Source organism: Emticicia sp. 17c (assembly GCF_037153985.1).
GTDB lineage: Bacteria > Bacteroidota > Bacteroidia > Cytophagales > Spirosomataceae > Emticicia.
The window spans coordinates 253,942-273,234 of the sequence record NZ_JBBAYI010000003.1; the positions used below are offsets into that span (position 1 = coordinate 253,942).

Consider the following 19,293-nt stretch of genomic DNA (forward strand, 5'->3'; position numbering starts at 1 on the left):
TGAGAGTTTAAGTCTTTTTATAACTCATGACTCCCAATTGCTGATATTAGTTGTAAAGCATTTTATTTTTTTAAATAAAAAACTTTAAAGCCTTCTAGTTGTCGTTTTTCACGGTAGTATCTTTGGGCGGGAAAGTTATTACATCTCTCGGAACTGTATTCGATGAATCTAATAAAGTGGCTGTCGAATCAGCTGCATTAATTCCGCCGATGTCATCGCCGCAATTCATATAGTTTTTCTTGATTGGGAAACCGGGCTTAGGAAATGGTCCTGGCGAATAATCCAGTTTTTTATCGGTGTAAACGCTTTGCATAAATTTACCAAAAATTGGCAAAGCCGAACGTGAACCTTCGCCCATACGTGTACGGAAGTGGATACTACGGTCATCGCCACCAACCCACACGCCACAAACAAGGTCTTTGGTAAAGCCCATATACCACGCATCTGAGTAATTGGAGGTTGTTCCGGTTTTACCTCCTACCTGCCCACCGTTTCCGAACAAGGCACTGGCATATTCCCAAAGCCCGCGAGATGTTCCGCCGGGTTCTTCTACCCCACCACGTAACATATATTGCATCAGGAATGCCGATTCAGGTCTGATAGCCTCGCGTTTTTTTGTTTCGTTTTCATAAATTACTTTTCCGGTTGGGTCTTCTATTCTGAAAAGAAGCGTTGGCTCAATATACTCACCACCATTGGCAAAAGTGGCATAGGCTGCAACCAATTCATAGACCGATACATCAGACGAGCCTAAGCCCAACGACAAAACAGGGTCAAGATGTGAAGTAATACCTAGTTTACGTGCATATTGCACAATGGTTTCGGGCTTGACTTCATCGGTCAGTTTTGCTGCTACCGAGTTTATCGAACGCGCCATTGCTCTTCTAAGACTCATACTAGCGTAGGTAAATACTCCATCGGCATTTTTAGGCTCCCAAACTTTAGGTTCGCCTTTTTCAATCCATTCTTTTTTGAATGGTTCATCGGTGCGCCTGTCACAAGGAGATAAATTCAGAGGGCCATCAATAGCCGAGCAGTATAAAATAGGTTTAAATGTAGACCCCGGCTGGCGACGTCCCTGCTTTACATGGTCATATTTGAAATAATCATAATCTATACCGCCTATCCATGCTTTTACAAAGCCATTGTAGGGGTCCATAGCCATCATACCTGCCTGTAAAAACCTCTTGTAATGAATAATAGAATCAATGGGGCTCATGAGCATTTCTTTCTCGCCATCCCAAGTGAAAACCTTAGTCATTTTTTTCTTCTCGTACATATAATAATGAATCGAGTCGAGGTTGTTTTTATACTTAATAGCTAGCCCTCTGTAAATAGGGGTACGTTTGGCAACGGTGTCAATGTAGCCTACAATTTCCTGCCCGTTTTCGTAAATCCACGGATTCTTACCTTTCCACTCTTGGTCAAATATTTTTTGCAGGCGTTTCATGTGACTCGACACCGCCTTGTCGGCGTAATCCTGCATCCGTGAGTCGATAGTGGTGTAAATTTTTAGGCCATCTCTGTACAAATCGATATCAACTTCGTTATTTTTGGCCCAATTTTCTATAAAACGAGCTAAAGCGACTTTAAAATAGCTTCCCTGCCCATCTGAGGCATCGTCAGTATTGATATTCAGTTTTATATCTGTTTTGCAGAGTTCGTCGGCTTTCTGCTGAGGTAAATCGCCGTTTTTAGCCATTAGTTGCAAAACTGTGTTGCGGCGTTTGAGGGCATTTTTAGGATTCCTGATAGGATTGTAAAGCGTGGTACCTTTTTGTAGCCCTACCAGAACGGCCGCTTCTTCGGCTGTTAGTTTATCTGGTTCTTTATCAAAATATGTGCGTGAAGCCGTTCGGATACCATAAGCATTATTACCATAGTCGACGGTATTCAGGTACATTGTCAGGATTTCACCTTTAGTAAAACGTTGTTCAAGACGAATGGCCGTTAACCACTCTTTGGTTTTGTAAACAATCGTTTTTATTACTGGCACGTAATACAAAAGCCCCCTCATTTCTCGCCGACGTGTATTATACAGGTTTTTGGCTAATTGCTGCGAAATAGTACTACCGCCGCCACGCTCGCCTCCTTTCAGAATACCTATAAGCACCCCACCCATTGATTGCAGGTCAACTCCTGAATGTTCGTAGAAACGCTTATCTTCGGTCGAAATCAATGCTTTAAATAACCACGGAGACATTTGTGAACTATCAACAGTCTGGCGGTTTTCTGTAAAGAATTTTCCTAGCTCAACCCCGTCGCTTGAATAAATGGTAGAAGATTGTGCAATTTTCGGATTGGTTAATTGCTCAATGCTTGGCATACCCCCACAAAGCCACAGGAAATTAGTTTCGATACAGAACCAGTAAAAGAAAACCACAATGAGGGTTCTGACCCCAAATTTGTACGTTCCTTTAATAAATGGGTAATATTTTCCCTGAGTGTCGAACTTCGAAAGAAAGAAGTTATTTACGCCATCAATTACCTTGTAAAAAGAAATAAATACAGCTTCAATTCTTTTTTCGCCGAATATCTTGCATAAAAGACGGTATATCTGGTCTAAAAACCACCCCCAGGCTTTACCTATTTTTGAGGTACTGTTTACCCAAAACTTCTTAATAAAATCAATGGTATTATTTTCTTTCATATTTAAATATTTCGCCGAAAACCTAACAAATAACTTGATTCTGATGCAAATAATCAAAAAAAGTTGAAAGGTTTTTTATTGAGTTTACCATTTAGTAAAAAACTATGGGCAATTAATGATAAAAACTTGAAAAACCAGAGGTCAATCGGTACATTACAATCACTAAATTATTAATTACTCCTAAACTCATTTAATAGCTATGAGCTTCATAACTCCTGACAAACCACTTGAGAAAGAGATATTACCTCTCTTTACAACCGCAGTACCTTTTCAATTACCTGTTGAATGGAAAAACTTCATTGTAAAAATTACCCCCTGGATAATGCTGTTACTTGTTCCGCTGTATTTGTTAGTAATAGGCTTAGGTACTATTTCGAGCCTTTTTTCGGCTTTTACTGCACATATATTAAGTTCGTTGGGTACTTTATGCAAAGTAGCTGGCATGGTATGCAGCCTTTTTTCGATTAAGGGTTTGTTCGACCGCAAACGTGAAGGTTGGGTCTGGGCTTATTATGCTTTTTTACTTTTTCTGGTAGGTGATATTTTTTATCTGGATTTTCTGGATGCTATAATAACGTTTCTTATTTCGGGTTATTTTCTTTTCCAGATACGCGAATATTATAGTTGAGCATATTCATTGCTTTATTTGTGATTATTCTGAAGCTCCATGTTGTTCAAAACTTCATGGAGTTTTGTTTTTTCTGCCTTTCATGAAAGAATTATTCCATTTATACAGATTTCTTTATTACTTTTGATAAGACCCTTAACTTTGAGCCACTAAACCAACTAACATTATTGTGAACAATATCCTCGAAGTGCACAATGTCGTGAAACGATATGCACAGCATACTGCCCTTAACGATGTAAGTATCAATGTTCCTAAAGGCGTAATATTTGGTCTGCTTGGGCCAAATGGCGCAGGAAAGACCTCCCTTATCCGTATTATTAACCAGATTACCGGCCCTGACGAAGGCTATGTACTGTTTGACGGACAAAAGCTGAACCCCGAACACATCAGGCAAATCGGGTATCTGCCCGAAGAGCGTGGCCTCTACAAAAAGATGAAAGTAGGCGAACAACTGTTATATCTGGCACAATTAAAAGGTTTGTCGGAGAAACAGGCGTTGGAAAAACTGAAAGAGTGGTTTATTAAGTTTGACATCAAAACATGGTGGACAAAAAATGTAGAAGACCTCTCGAAAGGGATGCAACAGAAAATCCAGTTTGTGGCTACTGTTCTGCACGAACCACAATTAATTATTCTGGATGAGCCTTTTTCTGGTTTTGACCCAATTAATGCAAACCTCATAAAAGATGAGATTCTGGAGTTGAAAAAGAAAGGTACTACCATTATTTTCTCGACACACCGCATGGAATCGGTAGAAGAACTATGCGATAACGTTGCTCTCATTAATAAGTCTCATAAGGTGCTTGATGGCCCTAAAAAACTTATTAAGGAGCAATTTAAAACCCATACGTATCATGTTGAATACCTCGGAGACCTAAGCAGCGAAAATCAGGATTTTGACATTGTAAGTACCCAGAAAATTGAAGATAACTACAATAAGTCTATCTTGAAATTAAAACCTGAAACGCCTGTTAATCAGCTAATAAAACAACTGATTGCTCAGGTAGAGTTACGCAGTTTTGGCGAAAATATACCAAGTATGAATGATATTTTCATTGCAGCAGTTAATGAAATACCTCAATGATACCAATGCTATTCAGTAAGTTTAATTCTTCAAACAAGCTCAAATTATAATGAAAAATATTTTCCTTGTTCTAAAAAGAGAATACCTCACCAGAGTCCGTAAGAAATCTTTTATTGTCATGACCATTCTTGGTCCGCTTCTTATTGGTGCATTCTATGGTGTTATCGGCTGGACAGCCATGTCGTCTATTAGCCTAAAGAAGGTTGAAGTAATAGACGAGAGCGGTTTATTTAAAGATAAGTTCAAAAACACTGACGAACTCGCTTATACTTATATCACGCAGTCGCTTGATGACGCAAAAAAAGGGTTCAAAAAAAGTGATTATGATGCACTTGCCTATATTCCGAAAGATATTATGACAAACCCTAAGGGCGTAAAGATATTTTCGGAAAAGAGTCTTTCAATTGAACTTCAAAGAGGAATAGAAAAAACCATCGAGAATGAAATTGAAACCATTAAACTGACAGAAGCTGGTATTACACAAAAAGTGCTTGAAGACGCCAAAATGAATGTAAACAGCGAGACTATCAGTTTAAGTGAAGAAGGCGAAAAAAGTAATAGCTCAGTGGCGGCTACTGTTATTGGCTATATCTGTGCGTTTCTTATCTATATTACCGTGTTTATTTTTGGTGTTCAGGTAATGAGAAGTGTAATGGAAGAAAAAACAAACCGTATTGTTGAGGTAATTATTTCTTCTATTAAACCATTTGAACTCATGATGGGTAAAATCATTGGTGTAGCCCTTGTAGGATTAACCCAGTTTACTCTCTGGATTGTTCTGTCATTTGCCATTACTACTGCGGCTACTACTTTGTTCGGAGAAAAATTTGCAGGCTCGCCCGAGCAACGCTTGGAACAAGTTCGTAAAATGCCACAGGCGCAGGAAATAGAAAAACAGGTTCAGAAAGAAGCTAAAGGGCCGGGGGGGCTTTATGGCAAGGCCATGAAAGCCGTACAAACCCTACCGTGGGCAACTATTCTGGCTTGTTTTATTTTCTACTTCTTGGGCGGATACTTGCTATATAGTGCCTTATTCGGAGCTATTGGCTCGGCTGTTGACAGCGAGACGGATGTCCAGCAATTTATGTTTCCCATTACTTTGCCTATTATCTTTTCAATTGCTATTGCCCAGTTTGTTATTCGTGAACCTGACGGTAATCTAGCCTTCTGGACTTCGATGATTCCGTTTACATCGCCAATCATCATGATGGTGCGCATTCCATTTGGTGTACCTGTGTGGCAAATTGTGCTTTCGATGAGCCTCTTGACAGCAGGCTTTATCGGAACTACTTGGTTGGCCGCGCGTATTTACCGTGTGGGTATCCTGATGTTTGGCAAAAAACCTACATTCAAGGAAATCGGCAAGTGGATTTTTTATAAAGGCTAAAAATAAGTTTTTCATAAAACAAGAATCCTGTGAGTTTTCACAGGATTCTTGTTTTATAGCCCCAGAAGAAAGTCTGGATTGAGACAAATTCTGGCAAATTTTTCTTTGTCTTTAGGTGTGCATACCCCCGGGAAATCGCCTGTTAACCCTAGCATATCCGTCATAACCTGAAAATGTAAATGTGGTGGCCAGTCGCCATTTTCAGGAAAATCTCCTATTTCTGCAATCTGGTCTCCTGCCTCAATCATTTTCCCTGTATATAAACCCTCTAACGATTTTACCGATAGATGCCCGTATAATAGATATAAGGTTTTGCCCTCATATTGGTGTTCTGTAATAATGGTAGGGCCATAGTCGCCGAAATTATTATTATTTTTAAAACTGTGTATTTTCCCTTTCAGAGGCGAATAGATGGGGGTGCCTGCCTGTGCCCACAAATCAATACCCAGATGAATACATCTGGCTTCATCATTCTGGTTTGAAAAGTGTTCTCTAACCTGATAAATAACTCTGTCTTCCAGATACCCTCCTACGCCTAATTCAGCCCCAGCCGACCGAATTTTGTTAAAAACATACGCCGAGAACGCAGTAGTATCACCCAGATTCACGTGCTTAAGTTCTTGATTATTCGCCGTAAAATCGAGCCATATATATTTATCAATTGCAATTACTCTGTGCATTTTGTCAGACTATTTTTAAACACAAAAAATTTATTTCAGCCTGCAATAATAATAGCTCTCTGCAACGAAAACCACATTTTCATGAATTTAATAGTTTGTTTAAAACAAATTCATTGAAAATACCGTCCTTTGCATTGATTTCTGAATTAAATATGTCGAATCCTTATGTTTCGCTCCTGAAAACCGCATGGAAATATGCCCGTCAGGAAAAGAAAAAATACGTTTTTATTTATAGTCTCTTTATTGGAGCCAATATTGTTGCTGCTCTTAACCCTCTGCTATATGGGTGGTTTGTGGATAGTATCCAACGGGATAGTTCAAAAATCTGGACGAGCGTGTTGCTTTATGCGGGACTTTTTCTGCTGCTTAAATTTCTGGAATGGTGTTTTCATGGCCCTGCGCGCATCATGGAACGTGATTTGGCTTTTAATTTAAGCCGGAATTTTCTGGAAGAATTATACCACCAGACCTTACATTTGCCTATCCGCTGGCATCAGGATAACCACAGCGGCTCTACAATTAACCGTATCAGAAAGGCTTACGAAGCCCTGAAAAATTTCTTTCAGGATGGCTTCATGTTTTTACATGCCATTTCAAAATTTGTTTTTTCGTTCGGAGCCATGCTCTATTTTTCGCCTGTTTTTGGTGGTGTTGGTATTATTTTAGGGTTTTTCACTATCTGGGTAATATTCAAGTTCGATAAACCATTTATTAAGGCTTTAGATGAAACCAACGAAAAAGAACACGTTGTGTCATCGACGCTCTTCGATAGCCTTTCAAATATTATTACAGTTATTACGCTTCGGCTGGAAAAGCGGATGGAGTCGAGCCTGATGCAAAAGGTAAAAGAGGTTTTACCACCTTTTCGCAGAAATGTTCGGATAAACGAATGGAAATGGTTTGTAGCCGACCTACTCGTAACAGCTATTTATTGTGTAATTGCAGTAGGCTATGTGTATCAACACTGGACACCCGGCCAGCCTTTTTATATTGGGGGCTTAGTAACCTTGCTAGGTTATGTTATTCAGTTCACGAGTGTTTTTCATGATGTTGCATGGCAATATACCAACATTGTGCAATACAACACAGACGTACAAACTGCCAGAACAATAGGCGAGGCTTTTAAGGAACACCATAGACCCGACACAGCCCTGAATTTGCCAGAAGGATGGAAAAAGATAGAAATTAAAGGCTTGAATTTTTCGCATAATATGGTTTATGAAGCCGAAAAAGCTGCTCATAGCTTGCATAACCTTAATATTACTATTGAGAAAGGGAAAAAGATTGCGTTTATCGGCGAGAGTGGCAGTGGTAAAAGTACCCTACTAGCTTTGCTCAGGGGCTTGTATGAAGCAGAACCACAATTAAAACTTGTCATAGACGGCGAAGAATATCATTCACTAGATATTATTTCGGAAACTGTTACGCTTTTCCCGCAGGAACCGGAAATTTTTGAAAACACCATTGCTTATAACATTACGCTTGGTTTACCATTTGCCGACGAAGAAATCATGAAGGTTAGCGAAACGGCCCATTTCAAAGAGGTAATACACCAACTTCCGCGCGGGTTAGAGTCAAACATTCAGGAAAAAGGCGTAAACCTATCAGGTGGGCAAAAGCAGCGGCTGGCTCTAGCCAGAGGAGTACTAGCTGCGAAAATCAGTGAAATTGTATTGCTAGACGAACCTACCAGCAGCGTTGACCCTAAAACGGAAGTACAGATATACGACAAACTCTTTAAGGAGTTTAAAGGCAAAGCCGTGCTGTCGTCGCTGCATCGGCTTCACCTTTTAACCAAGTTTGATTACGTGTACATTCTCCAGAATGGACGCATTATTGACGAGGGGACATTTGAATATCTGAAAAAGAATAGCCCGGTCTTTCAGGAATTGTGGAAACATCAGGAACAATTGCACCCTAAAGACACAACCAGCCAACTTTAATTTTTCTTATTCAGTTTGGTTTGAATTATTATAACGCCATATTTTCCTTTTTCGCCATACTGTTTGATGGCCTCTTCTCCCTTCAATATTTCTACTCTTTCGATACTGTCAGGGTTAAGGGCGCCATATAAATCGATTGACACTTCTTTTCCATTAACTAAAAACAGTTGTTTGTCGGCGTTTATTCCTCTAAAACGGATAGCAACATTATCGGGCGAAGTAGTAAAGGTTGTGTTATTGTTTTCGCCCAGCGTGAAGTTGACCGGTGCAGTAAAGGCAACGTTAACTGGTATTCCGTTTTGTGTACCTGGGTTCCACTTGGGCATCTGAGAAAACACCCGTACTGTTTCTTCGTCGCATCCGTAGCCAATCCCTTTCAGTATTTTTAAATCGGTTATGCTTCCATCTTTTCTTACAATAAATCTTACAAACACCTTTCCTGAAGTACGGTTTTCGACTGCCTCTATCGGATATTTCAGGTTATTGCTAATAAAATTGTACATTGCTTTTATTCCACCCGGAAATTCAGGATTTTGCTCTACTGCTGTAAAATATACATCTTCATTATTATTAGCTTTTAACGTAAGCGTAGGTGTTGATTCCTTTAAAGACACTGTATTGTTTTTTACTTTTAGGGTTACATTAATGGCATTTTTATTGGCTACTGGCACTACTGCTGTTTCAAAACCCGGAAATGTAAACCGTAGTTTATCATCAGGCAATGCATTTATTTTATATTCTCCTCTGGCATCGGTAGTGGTGCCACTATTTTTATCTACTACTTCTATTATTACTCCCGGAATACCATTTCCGTCTTCTGCCGAAGTTACCTTGCCTGTAATAATGTTGGCTTTAGCTTTATCAATGGTCAATTCGGTAGGTGGAGGCGGAGGGGCCAGACTTACCTGAGTATTGATAATATTATTTACTTTATCTTCTACGGCTGTAAATACTTCGTGCTTGATAATTGTGGCCGATGAAAGCACAAGCATCAGAATAAATAAAGGTACAGAAAGACCATATTTCAATAACATAATCTGACGAGAGCGAGGTTTATTTAACATTTGAATACGACGTTTTAAGGTTGAATGAGTAAAAAAATGATGTGTAAGCTGGTGAGGCTGCAACCCGAATTCCTGCGTAAATAGCAAAATAGCGTAGTCTGCTTTAGAGGCTTCCTTGCGGGAAGCTATGTCGTCGGCAATAAATTCATGTATATGCTTTATATTTTTCTTATAAAAATATACTATCGGATTGAACCAGTTCAGAATGGCAATAAGTTCAAAAATGAGCACGTCAGCCGAGTGTAGTTGCTGCACGTGTACGTGTTCGTGTGCAAGAATGGTATCACGCTTTTTGAGGGTATCATCAACGAAACTGTATCCGAAGAATGAAAAGGCTGAAAATTTCTCAAAATTCTTATTCCTCAAGACCACCATTAACTGGAGTAGCGTTACAAACAAACGGATACTAAAGATAATAATGCCAAATATATATAGCCCCTTTATGGCATCAGCCCATGTAAAGCTAAGTTGCTCGGTTGGCCTGACCAAAATGAGCGAGGGGTCATAGATAGAATAAAAGACAGCATTAATCTCTTTTGTAATAAACCACGACTGTACATATTCGGAATACCAGAGGGGGATTCCGAACGACAGCAAAGCTGATGCCACCAGATAAACACGGTTAAGGTTATGGAATGTTTCTCCAAATAACACTAGCCGGTAGAAAGTGTAAAAAAGTATCAGGTACAGGTTTACCTGAACAATGTAAAATAAAAAATTCATTATTTCGAAGATTTTCTTTCTAATGCAAACATAACTGGCAATACTAAGGAGGTACGCACAAAGGCGTTGTCTTTCTTACCCGGTTTCCACTTAGGCATTAATTTTATTACTCGTGTTACTTCTTGGTCACAACCATGCCCTAGACCCTTCATGATTTCGGTTTCGCTAATGGTTCCGTCTTCTTCAATTAATAATTTAACCAGTACCTTACCTTCTATTTTGTTTTTATGTGCTTCGGAAGGGTATTTCAGATTTTTACCGATAAAATCGACAAGAGCAGGCATTCCGCCCGGATACTCAGGTGTTTGGTCTACCTGCTCGTATACCTCATTATTTTTAGGGTTGCTTTGGGCAATAGCAATAGTCACAGAAAAGCCCAATGTAATTATTAATAAAAATAGCTTTTTCATAAGTTTTTTCTAGTTTAGATTAGTTAAGTTAAATAATATTATTTTCCTGAATTTGTCTCTTTAATCACAATAGCACCATTGAGGGCTTTTTTTCCTAATTTGTGTGTGGCATCCTGCGGCGTTAGTACTTCCACGGCCGACTCTTCCATACTGATAGAAGTAACTCCGCCCTTCATGTCAACTTCTTTACCATCTACAATAACCGCCATCGTGTATTTATCCATCCAGAAATCAACGCCATATTTCGCTCTGTTGCCGTATTTATTTTCTAGTTGCTCGTTAGAGCCATTCAGCCGAAGGTAGCTTACTTTGGTTTTATCGAGGTCTTTCACAATAAGGGCATAATCTTCACTGTATAGTTTATCTCCGTAGTCAATCTGCTCGTTATCTACTATCAGTACCCCTCTGAAAGCTGGGTCCGCAGCATATTGCTGCATAGTAACCTCGTTGGTTTTATTGAAAGTAATTTTCAGGAATACGCGCGAAAGAGCCGGATTTTTTCTTTTTTCAGCGGGTATCCATTCAGCCATTTTGCTTAATATGTTATAGGTTTCGTTGTCATAATCGACCCGTAAGCCTTTATCAATATGAATGTCTGACACCTGCCCTTCTTTGGTTACTGTAAATGAAAGATAGATATTTCCTACTGCCCTGTTTTCTGCCTCAGGAAAAGAGAAATTACGGCTAAAGAATAACTCAAGATTAATAAGCCCGCCTACATATTCGGCTGGTACTACATCATTTATCCTTACTCTTCTTATATCCTGCGCAGCTACAAAGTAGCCAAAGCATATTACTAATGGTAGTATAAAAATATATTTAGCGGCATACCATAGTGGTGTTCGCTCTTTCATCATCATCTGAATTCGCTGTTTGAGTAACGAATCCTTAAAGAAGTCATTTGCTAGCGTACTGGCGTTAATTTTGAAATTATAAGCAAAAAGGAATTGTGCATAAGGGGCAACTTCGGCACCTTCAACAATGCTATCAGCTATAAATTCATGTAATTTTCTAAGCGATTCCTTGTATGAAAGTAGTAGCGGATTGAACCAACAAAATATATGAGTAATCTCTATAAAAAATATATCCCAGCTATGGCCTTGCCCGATATGCACCTCCTCATGGTCGGTTATGACGGCGCGGTTGTAAAAGGCATCTTCCTTGTTCAGAATCAGAAAATTAAAGAATGAATAGGACGAAAATGCTTTGTTTGTGCGCAAAAGCCAGTAGTTACGCCCTGTACGGGTTTCGGACACATCAATAGGCTCGCTGTCACGCAGCAGAAAATAAATTTTTACCAAAGCGAATATAAAGCGTGTACTGAAAACCAATACGCCAACCAGATAAATTACAGCCAGCAAATCTACCCAATGAAAACTAAGTCTATTGGAAACCGAACCTAAAACAGGCTGATACACCACTGTTTTTATTACCTCGGTAGGTAATTCGTTAAGGGTGAGCGGAAGCGAATACTCAAAATTGTAATTATGCCTTACTTTAATAAGCGGCATCAGAAATGAAGCCACCACAGAACACAGCAAATAAAAACGATTGGTCTGAAAAAAAGTGTTCTTGCGTAAAAACGCCCAGTAAAAAGCGTAGAAAGCAACCAGACCAAGGTTTACTTTTAATAGGTAGATTAGTACAATCATATTGCATGATTCATTAAACGTTAATGAATAGTTTTACTGAATACTTATCTGTTGGCACTAATTTGGCGCACTACCGCTTTTTCATTTTCTCAATTAGTTTCAAAATCTCATCGGCTTCCTGTATATCAATTTTCTTTTCTCTGACAAAGAATGAAAACATTTCTTCAACGGAGTTTTCAAAATAACCTTCCATTAATTTTGTGGTAGCAAAAGACTTATACTCCTCTTTGCTTACCAACGAATAATACTGGTGTGTTTTACCATAGGCTTTATGCCCGATAAAACCTTTTTGCTCAAGAATACGAACAATCGTAGATACAGTATTATAAGCAGGACGAGGCTCCGGGAATTCTTCCAGAATATCTTTTACAAAGGCGGGTTCACGATTCCATAATATTTGCATTACTTCCTCTTCCGCGCGGGTCAATTCTCTCAGTTCCATTTTATCTAATATATTAATTGAGTATAGGACGGCTTTAATTATAAACAAAGTTATAACTAATTTTTTAGTTTCAAAACTATTTATATAGTTTTTTTTCAATACCCATAAAAAAAGTGGTATGAGGGTGTTTCATACCACTTATAATGGGGTTATCTGTTTAATTTCTTGGTCTTGGTCTGGCACCTTCAGGCTTAGGGCCGTCATGAGGGGGTTCTTTCATTTCGTTATGGCATGAAATACAACCCATTACTACCGGCTGACGGAAGGTTTTCAGACTAGCTAATATTTCCTTATTTAAACGGTTGGTCATTTCAACCATTTCGCGGGTCTGATTAAAATGCCGAGGTTTTTCAGAAGCGAAGTCGTTCAGGTCATGGCAGAACTTACAGGTTACGCCCAACGCATGCCCCCAGCTATTCATGATACTTAGTACTTGCTCGGCTGATTTTCCTTTTAATGTTTTTATATTTTTAAAAACTGAATCGGCTGCCATGCTTTCTTTACCTCTGATAGAATCTTTAAAAGCCTTCAGATACTTTTCGCGGTCGGCCATTAGTGTATCTTTCCATACAATGGCATTGTTTTCTTTCTTAGTAGTAGAGTTTAAAGAAACAAATGATGAAATTCCGATTATTACGAATAAAAAAGGAATAATTAACTTCATAAAAAATAAAATATTTAGAGTCGTAGATAAGAAAGGCGGAAAGTTAGTTAAAAAACCATAACATCATATTTGTGTTGTTGTTTTTTTACTAAAATTTCTTTTTCAAATAATTCAACGACATGGCATAGGCTTCTTTGCTAAGAGCTTCGTCATATTTAGGATTACTAGGATTAGCAAAACCATGCACACCATTAAATATTTTATAGTCGAGCGATTTTCCGGCGGTTTTCATGTTAGCAGCAAACTCTTCGATTACCTCTTTCGAAATACGTGTTTCTGTGGCAAACAAACCTAGCACATCGCTGTTGAGTTTTTTTAGTTGCTCAACGTCTCTTACTGGCATTCCGTAGTACATAACAGAACCTACTGTTTGCGGCCCGCCCAAAATAGCCGAACGAAGCGACCAGCCACCGCCAAAGCACCAGCCTACATTGGCAATTTTTGCTTTTTTACCTGCGTAGCTTATTGCCCCTTTTACTATGTTTTCGAGTCTGGTTTCGTTTACCTCTGACATAAACTTACCTGCTTCTTTAGGGTCGGCGGTTACCTTGCCATCATACATATCAACAGCTAGTACGTTTACATTTTCGCCTAAATCCTTGTAATAGGTATCTGACTGGCGTTTGATATAATCGTTCAGCCCCCACCATTCCTGATACACCAATAGCCAGTTGTTACTTGGCTTTTTTGATTTGATGAAATACCCTTTGGCATCTACACCATCGGCAGTTTTAAAGGTAATGTCTTTACCTACTGCTTCGTAATGCAATGGAAGTGGAGCCGGATGCAGGGCCTGAAAGGCAGGGTCGAGAGCGAATTGTTTCATGCCATCAATCGGGGCTGAGTGGCAGATTGTAATTTCGGAAACCGGAGTGTTTTTTTCTGATTCAACTCCCCAGAAAAAGAACCAGATACTTACTAAAATGGCTTGAATGGTAATAAGTGATTTAATCATTGCTTAACGAGGTTTAAGTTATTCTATGTAACAACATATAAAGGGATTGTTTTGTTAAAATCTTTATGATTTATGAGACAAATAATCTACAAATATAGACCAGTGAATTAACAGAAGGCTATTAAAAAAATAGCTCCACTATAAGTGGAGCATTTAAATTTTTATTCTAAGCAAAATTAAACCTTAAAACATATATTATATATAGATTGCTTCGTAGCCCGAACGGCTATCGGAAGCACAGGTTTCTGAGATTATTTTCCAGATGCGAAGTAAATATTTTTTGCGAAATTTCGCTAATTAATTTTAAATTTTATTTTTAGCCCTAGCAATCTTCAAGAATATTAGTCTAAAAGCCATTTACGCTTTAATTAGGCCGGAATCTACACTTGCAGAAAGTTTTTTTGCGATGTTTAAACAAAAGTTTTATAAATTGTGCGTTTCTTATGATAAATAAAGTCAAATTTATTTGTTGCCCATTCATCTAAACTTTAAACCTAATGAAGGAAAAAACATTATTTGGACACCCAGTAGGGCTATTTGTATTATTTTTTACTGAAATGTGGGAGCGTTTTTCGTACTACGGAATGCGCGCTATTCTGCTACTTTTTTTACTTGACAAAACCAAAGGAGGCTTAGGCATGAACGAAGGTGAGGGCGGTGCTACCTATGGTTTATACACATTTTCAGTTTATTTATTATCATTACCCGGTGGGTGGCTTGCAGATAATGTTTTAGGGCAAAGAAAAGCAATCTGGTATGGTGGCATTGCTATCATGATAGGCCATATTGTGTTGGCTTTCCCTTCAACCCAATTTTTATTTTTTACGGGCCTTGCACTAGTAGCCATAGGTACAGGTTTGCTGAAACCTAATATCAGTTCTATTGTAAGTGAGCTTTATCCAGAAGGTGGGGCCATCAGAGATGCCGCTTTCTCGATTTTCTATATGGGTATTAATCTGGGTTCGTTTTTAGGCATTACTATTGTTGGGTATCTAGGGCAGGAAGTAGGCTGGCACTACGGCTTTGGCGCAGCAGCCATAGCCATGTTTTTAGGGCTGGTTAACTACCGTATTTTTGCCAACCCGATTCTGAAAGAGAAAGGTTTATACCCGAAGGTAAGCAACAAAAAAGCGGAGTCAAACACAAGTACAAATATAAAGCCCTTAACATGGGTTTTATTGGCTGCAGTTATTGTTTTCTTGATAGTGATGCAATTAAATGGCACTTTTAGTTGGAGTAATAAGCAAGGAGTGGCTACCTCAATGGGTATTATTTGCGTAGCCGTTGTGCTAACTTATTTTGCCAATTTACTATTTGCCTCTGGCCTGAATAAAATTGAAATGAAAAGAGTAGGTATTTTGTTTATTCTTTTCTGGGGAGCCGTTCTTTTCTGGGCAGGTTTTGAACAGCAAGGTTCTTCTTTACAAATCTTTGCCGACCGCCATTCGGAATTGCCTTTTGGTATGCCTTCAAGCTGGTTCCAGAATTTCAATTCGATATTCATTCTGCTTTTTGCGCCCGTTGTAGGGGGTATCTGGGTATTTCTTGAAAAACGAAAAATGAATCCTCCGCTGCTAGTTAAATTTGCCATAGGCTTATTTCTGGTAGCTCTAGGGTACTATATTATGGTATGGGGTGCTAAAGTGGCTATTACAGGTGCCAAAGCCTCAGCCTTGATTTTAACATTTACGTATCTTTTTCATACATTGGGCGAGCTATGCCTTAGCCCTGTCGGTTTAAGTGCCTACACCAAACTGGCTCCTAAACAATTTCTTAGCCAGTTAATGGGTATCTGGTTTGTGGCTACTGCGCTGGGCAACCTTTTTGCTGGCTTATTTGCCGGAGGATTTAACGCGGAAAAAATACAGCAAATGCCTCAGATGTTCATGAGTATTGTGTGGTTCTGCCTCATTGTGGGTGGTATTATTCTTGTACTTCAAAAGCCTTTAAAAAACTGGACGGGCGGAGTTAAATAAAAAACCTTTGTAATTTCCAATAAATACTTTTTTTTTGCATTGATTCTATATAGAATCTGAATGCAAACCTATAAAGATGGCAAAATTTAGTACAAACACAAGAGCTGATATTTTCACCCATATCGGAATTATTATTGCAATTTTCCTGATACTATTTTTCAGTTTCTTTTTTCTGTACCTCCCGTGGAGTACAAATCATGGGCAGTCAATTACGGTACCGGAATTAAAAAGTATGACCATTGAGGAAATGGAAAAAGCCCTCGATGACCGTGACCTTGAATACGAAGTAAGCGACTGCACCTTTGTGGCTGGCGCAAAGCCTCTTACTGTGCTTACGCAATTCCCCAAAGCTGGCTCTAGTGTAAAAGAAGGCCGTAAGATATATGTTACAATTGTATCAGAAACAGCCCCTATGGTGAAAGTTCCTGATATTCTGGGGCGGTCAATGTCAAGTGCCAAAAACCAGTTACTTAGCAATGGTTTGGTAGCTGGCCCACCCGAATACATTGCAGCATTAGAAGAAAACACGGTTTTAAAACTAAAAGTAAACGGAAAAGAAGTCACACCCGGCTCGTTGGTTCCTAAAGGCTCACAGATTACGCTGGTAGTAGGTGATGGACTAGGCGACCAGATGATAGAAGTGCCGAATTTGGTTGGTATGGCCGCCGATGAAGCAGAAATACTTACGTCAGGGCAAAACCTGTCAATAACTATTCATTATGTAGGGGCAGTAGAAGGCGTAGCCGATGGAACCATCGTCAAACAAAGACCTTCAGCCGGAGGAAATAAAATCCGTATTGGTGACGTTATCGATGTAGATGTGGCCGGAACCGACCCTAACACAACCGAGAACTGATTTATTTCGTTTTAATATCCAAACAACGTGCAAAAGACTTATCATTACATGATTTCGTTTTTAAATAACAGACCTGTAATTCTTTGCAGGTCTGTTATTTTATTGCTGCTTCTTTCGTTCCATCATACTTATAGCCAAAAGGTTCAGTTACCTTTTTTTGATGATTTCTCACAATATACAGGCCCTAACCCTAATCCAAAACTCTGGATAAATGGCGGCACTTTAGTGAATAACTCGTTTGCTATTAACCAGCCCAGTATGTATGTAGCAACTTTTGATGGAAGAAACGCAGCGGGCCTACCCTACGATTATACAAACCAACTAGCTTACGGACGTACCGATACGCTAACCTCCCAGCCTATCGAAATAGGGAGTTATCAGGTTGCTGACTCACTCTACCTGAGTTTTTTCTGGCAAGCTAAAGGCTATGGCGATTTACCCGATAGTGACGATACCCTTATTGTTTCTTTTCTTAATAATAAAAAAAGCTGGATTCCAGTCTGGAAACAAAACGGAAATTACCGAAGTGATAGTTTCAAGCAACAACTCATTGCCATAAAAAATCAGGATTTTCTGCATGACAACTTCCAGTTCAGGTTTGAAACAAAAGGCAGGCAGTCTGGTCCTTTCGATATGTGGCATATCGACTATATTTATTTCAACAAAAATCGGAATTATCAGGATATTTACAGCAAAGATATTGCCTGTACCAAGTTTACTACCTCTTACCTGAAAAGGTATTCGGCAATGCCCTTGCGCCAATATATGGTTAACCCAGCCGCCGAAACCTATGATACCCTCAGGGCTGAAATGTTTAATCTGCAAGACATCGGTAACTTTGTTCCATATCGATGGAAAATCATAGACACGGTATCGAATCAGGTATACTATGATGCCCCTGCGCCGTTTTTTGGTAACTTGCCCCCCGGCATAACCGGCAGCCGGCAATTAATTATTCCGCCTGTTACACAATTCGGGTCTACAAAAGCTGTACTGAAATTTCAGCTCAATATTTCTACTACCGATAACGTACAACCCCTATTACCCGGCTATGACCTCTCCTCTAATGACTCTATTTCTACATATACATTTCTGGATGATTTCTATGCTTATGATGATGGTTCGGCAGAAATAGGCGCAGATTTTGACCAGAACTTAGGAAAAGCGGCTATACAATATATTTTAAGTAAACCCGATAGCATAGGAGCTGTAAGGTTTAATTTCAGCCCTTATTTTAAAGATATTTCGGGGCAGTTTTTCCTGTTACAGATAATGGAAAGTGCTGGCGGTATGCCCGGCAAAATTATTCATGAGCAGTCAATCAAAGTGGCTTATGGCAAAGGTATTAACGGCTTTACTGAATATCCGCTTAACCGGAATATCGCCCTTAAAGATACTTTTTATGTGGCTTGGACGAAACTTACGTCTGACGTAATAGCTATTGGTGTCGATAAAAATACCCCTCAGTTTGCCAACAGAATCTTCTATAACAACGGAAGTGAATGGATAAAGAATACATCTGTTAAAGGCAGCCTGATGGTAAGGCCCGTTATTGCCACAAAGGCTCAGCAAAATAGCATTACTGCCAACGAAGAGCCTGTGAACGGTGGGCTAATTGCTTATCCGAACCCAACTACTGGTATTTTGCAATGGAATTTAAGTAACATCAAACACATTACTATCTTTAATGCCACAGGGGTAACTGTTTTATCAGAAGACGTAACCACACAGGAAATAAACATCGAAACCCTGCCGTCGGGTATGTATTTTGTAAACTTTTCAGACGGCAAAAAGAATTTTCTTCGCAAGATTATGGTTTTGCATTAACAGGTCTTATATTTAATTCCGAAAACTGATATACTAATGGACAAAAATTATGATATTACCGTAGAGCAATTGAAAGAAATGCTCGACAACGAACAGCCAATTAACTTGATTGACGTGCGCGAAGATTACGAATACGAAGATGATAACCTCGGCGCAAAACTTATTCCGCTAGGCGAAATACCTGACAGAATAGGCGAACTTGAAGAGCTAAAAGGGCAACCCATTTACCTGCATTGCCGTAGTGGTGCGCGTAGCGGTAAAGCAAAGGCTTTTCTTATTTCGCAAGGCTTTGAAGATGTACACAATGTATTAGGCGGAATACTGGCCTACCGTGAATTAGAAAACGAATAAT

The 19,293-nt window shown here is 39.2% G+C and carries 16 protein-coding genes; 8 read left to right on the top strand and 8 right to left on the bottom strand.

The genetic code is table 11. The features are described from left to right. Nucleotides 1–94: 94 nt before the first annotated feature. Entirely contained in the window at nucleotides 95–2,650 is a 2,556-nt protein-coding gene (locus tag WAA15_RS08850; RefSeq protein WP_337042369.1) for a transglycosylase domain-containing protein, read from the bottom strand. Between the two features lie 199 nt (nucleotides 2,651–2,849). Here WAA15_RS08850 and WAA15_RS08855 point away from each other — a divergent pair, with 199 nt between their 5' ends. The 3 genes from WAA15_RS08855 (at nucleotide 2,850) to WAA15_RS08865 (ending at nucleotide 5,749) form a co-directional block, all read left to right on the top strand. After that, nucleotides 2,850–3,278 carry a hypothetical protein gene (locus WAA15_RS08855; protein ID WP_337042370.1) on the top strand — a complete coding sequence of 143 codons (429 nt, stop codon included), beginning with the start codon at nucleotides 2,850–2,852 and terminating at the stop codon, nucleotides 3,276–3,278. Nucleotides 3,279–3,447: 169 nt separating this feature from the next. Continuing rightward, nucleotides 3,448–4,362 carry an ABC transporter ATP-binding protein gene (locus WAA15_RS08860; protein WP_337042371.1) on the top strand — a complete coding sequence of 305 codons (915 nt, stop codon included), beginning with the start codon at nucleotides 3,448–3,450 and terminating at the stop codon, nucleotides 4,360–4,362. Between the two features lie 49 nt (nucleotides 4,363–4,411). Further along, a complete protein-coding gene (locus WAA15_RS08865) occupies nucleotides 4,412–5,749 on the top strand; it encodes an ABC transporter permease (RefSeq protein ID WP_337042372.1) in 1,338 nt (445 codons plus the stop codon). Between the two features lie 53 nt (nucleotides 5,750–5,802). Here the strand turns inward: WAA15_RS08865 and WAA15_RS08870 are convergent, their stop codons facing one another. Further along, on the bottom strand, nucleotides 5,803–6,429 hold the full coding sequence (locus tag WAA15_RS08870) for a peptidoglycan DD-metalloendopeptidase family protein (protein ID WP_337042373.1): 627 nt from the start codon (nucleotides 6,427–6,429) through the stop codon (nucleotides 5,803–5,805). Between the two features lie 152 nt (nucleotides 6,430–6,581). Here WAA15_RS08870 and WAA15_RS08875 point away from each other — a divergent pair, with 152 nt between their 5' ends. Next, nucleotides 6,582–8,372 carry an ABC transporter ATP-binding protein gene (locus WAA15_RS08875; RefSeq protein ID WP_337042542.1) on the top strand — a complete coding sequence of 597 codons (1,791 nt, stop codon included), beginning with the start codon at nucleotides 6,582–6,584 and terminating at the stop codon, nucleotides 8,370–8,372. Here the strand turns inward: WAA15_RS08875 and WAA15_RS08880 are convergent. The 6 genes from WAA15_RS08880 to WAA15_RS08905 all read right to left on the bottom strand — a co-directional run bounded on the left by WAA15_RS08880 (nucleotide 8,369) and on the right by WAA15_RS08905 (nucleotide 14,282). Then, entirely contained in the window at nucleotides 8,369–10,159 is a 1,791-nt protein-coding gene (locus tag WAA15_RS08880; RefSeq protein ID WP_337042374.1) for a TonB family protein, read from the bottom strand. The genes WAA15_RS08875 and WAA15_RS08880 overlap by 4 nt on opposite strands. Further along, nucleotides 10,159–10,569 carry an energy transducer TonB gene (locus tag WAA15_RS08885; protein ID WP_337042375.1) on the bottom strand — a complete coding sequence of 137 codons (411 nt, stop codon included), beginning with the start codon at nucleotides 10,567–10,569 and terminating at the stop codon, nucleotides 10,159–10,161. Before WAA15_RS08885 ends, WAA15_RS08880 begins: the two co-directional genes overlap by 1 nt. Before the next feature lie 38 nt (nucleotides 10,570–10,607). Then, nucleotides 10,608–12,221 carry a M56 family metallopeptidase gene (locus WAA15_RS08890; RefSeq protein WP_337042376.1) on the bottom strand — a complete coding sequence of 538 codons (1,614 nt, stop codon included), beginning with the start codon at nucleotides 12,219–12,221 and terminating at the stop codon, nucleotides 10,608–10,610. Nucleotides 12,222–12,291: 70 nt separating this feature from the next. Then, nucleotides 12,292–12,663 carry a BlaI/MecI/CopY family transcriptional regulator gene (locus WAA15_RS08895; protein WP_337042377.1) on the bottom strand — a complete coding sequence of 124 codons (372 nt, stop codon included), beginning with the start codon at nucleotides 12,661–12,663 and terminating at the stop codon, nucleotides 12,292–12,294. Nucleotides 12,664–12,820: 157 nt separating this feature from the next. Then, complete coding sequence (locus tag WAA15_RS08900) at nucleotides 12,821–13,327, bottom strand: photosynthetic reaction center cytochrome c subunit family protein (RefSeq protein WP_337042378.1); 507 nt, start codon at nucleotides 13,325–13,327, stop codon at nucleotides 12,821–12,823. Between the two features lie 88 nt (nucleotides 13,328–13,415). Further along, on the bottom strand, nucleotides 13,416–14,282 hold the full coding sequence (locus WAA15_RS08905; protein ID WP_337042379.1) for a dienelactone hydrolase family protein: 867 nt from the start codon (nucleotides 14,280–14,282) through the stop codon (nucleotides 13,416–13,418). A gap of 497 nt (nucleotides 14,283–14,779) precedes the next feature. On the opposite strand from WAA15_RS08905, the gene WAA15_RS08910 reads away from it, so the two are divergent. The 4 genes from WAA15_RS08910 to WAA15_RS08925 all read left to right on the top strand — a co-directional run bounded on the left by WAA15_RS08910 (nucleotide 14,780) and on the right by WAA15_RS08925 (nucleotide 19,292). Beyond that, nucleotides 14,780–16,258, top strand: coding sequence for a peptide MFS transporter (locus WAA15_RS08910; RefSeq protein ID WP_337042380.1), 1,479 nt, complete (start codon nucleotides 14,780–14,782; stop codon nucleotides 16,256–16,258). Between the two features lie 76 nt (nucleotides 16,259–16,334). After that, on the top strand, nucleotides 16,335–17,114 hold the full coding sequence (locus WAA15_RS08915) for a PASTA domain-containing protein (RefSeq protein ID WP_337042381.1): 780 nt from the start codon (nucleotides 16,335–16,337) through the stop codon (nucleotides 17,112–17,114). Between the two features lie 27 nt (nucleotides 17,115–17,141). Further along, entirely contained in the window at nucleotides 17,142–18,941 is a 1,800-nt protein-coding gene (locus tag WAA15_RS08920; RefSeq protein ID WP_337042382.1) for a T9SS type A sorting domain-containing protein, read from the top strand. A 36-nt stretch (nucleotides 18,942–18,977) separates the two neighbouring features. Beyond that, complete coding sequence (locus WAA15_RS08925) at nucleotides 18,978–19,292, top strand: rhodanese-like domain-containing protein (RefSeq protein WP_337042383.1); 315 nt, start codon at nucleotides 18,978–18,980, stop codon at nucleotides 19,290–19,292. Nucleotide 19,293: the final 1 nt, after the last annotated feature.

Coding starts and splice junctions, on each gene's coding strand:
- WAA15_RS08855 (WP_337042370.1), top strand. CDS start 2,850: ATGAGCTTCATAACTCCTGACAAACCACTTGAGAAAGAGATATTACCT.
- WAA15_RS08875 (WP_337042542.1), top strand. CDS start 6,582: ATGTCGAATCCTTATGTTTCGCTCCTGAAAACCGCATGGAAATATGCC.
- WAA15_RS08865 (WP_337042372.1), top strand. CDS start 4,412: ATGAAAAATATTTTCCTTGTTCTAAAAAGAGAATACCTCACCAGAGTC.
- WAA15_RS08910 (WP_337042380.1), top strand. CDS start 14,780: ATGAAGGAAAAAACATTATTTGGACACCCAGTAGGGCTATTTGTATTA.
- WAA15_RS08900 (WP_337042378.1), bottom strand. CDS start 13,327: ATGAAGTTAATTATTCCTTTTTTATTCGTAATAATCGGAATTTCATCA.
- WAA15_RS08925 (WP_337042383.1), top strand. CDS start 18,978: ATGGACAAAAATTATGATATTACCGTAGAGCAATTGAAAGAAATGCTC.
- WAA15_RS08915 (WP_337042381.1), top strand. CDS start 16,335: ATGGCAAAATTTAGTACAAACACAAGAGCTGATATTTTCACCCATATC.
- WAA15_RS08870 (WP_337042373.1), bottom strand. CDS start 6,429: ATGCACAGAGTAATTGCAATTGATAAATATATATGGCTCGATTTTACG.
- WAA15_RS08905 (WP_337042379.1), bottom strand. CDS start 14,282: ATGATTAAATCACTTATTACCATTCAAGCCATTTTAGTAAGTATCTGG.
- WAA15_RS08850 (WP_337042369.1), bottom strand. CDS start 2,650: ATGAAAGAAAATAATACCATTGATTTTATTAAGAAGTTTTGGGTAAAC.
- WAA15_RS08880 (WP_337042374.1), bottom strand. CDS start 10,159: ATGAATTTTTTATTTTACATTGTTCAGGTAAACCTGTACCTGATACTT.
- WAA15_RS08885 (WP_337042375.1), bottom strand. CDS start 10,569: ATGAAAAAGCTATTTTTATTAATAATTACATTGGGCTTTTCTGTGACT.
- WAA15_RS08895 (WP_337042377.1), bottom strand. CDS start 12,663: ATGGAACTGAGAGAATTGACCCGCGCGGAAGAGGAAGTAATGCAAATA.
- WAA15_RS08890 (WP_337042376.1), bottom strand. CDS start 12,221: ATGATTGTACTAATCTACCTATTAAAAGTAAACCTTGGTCTGGTTGCT.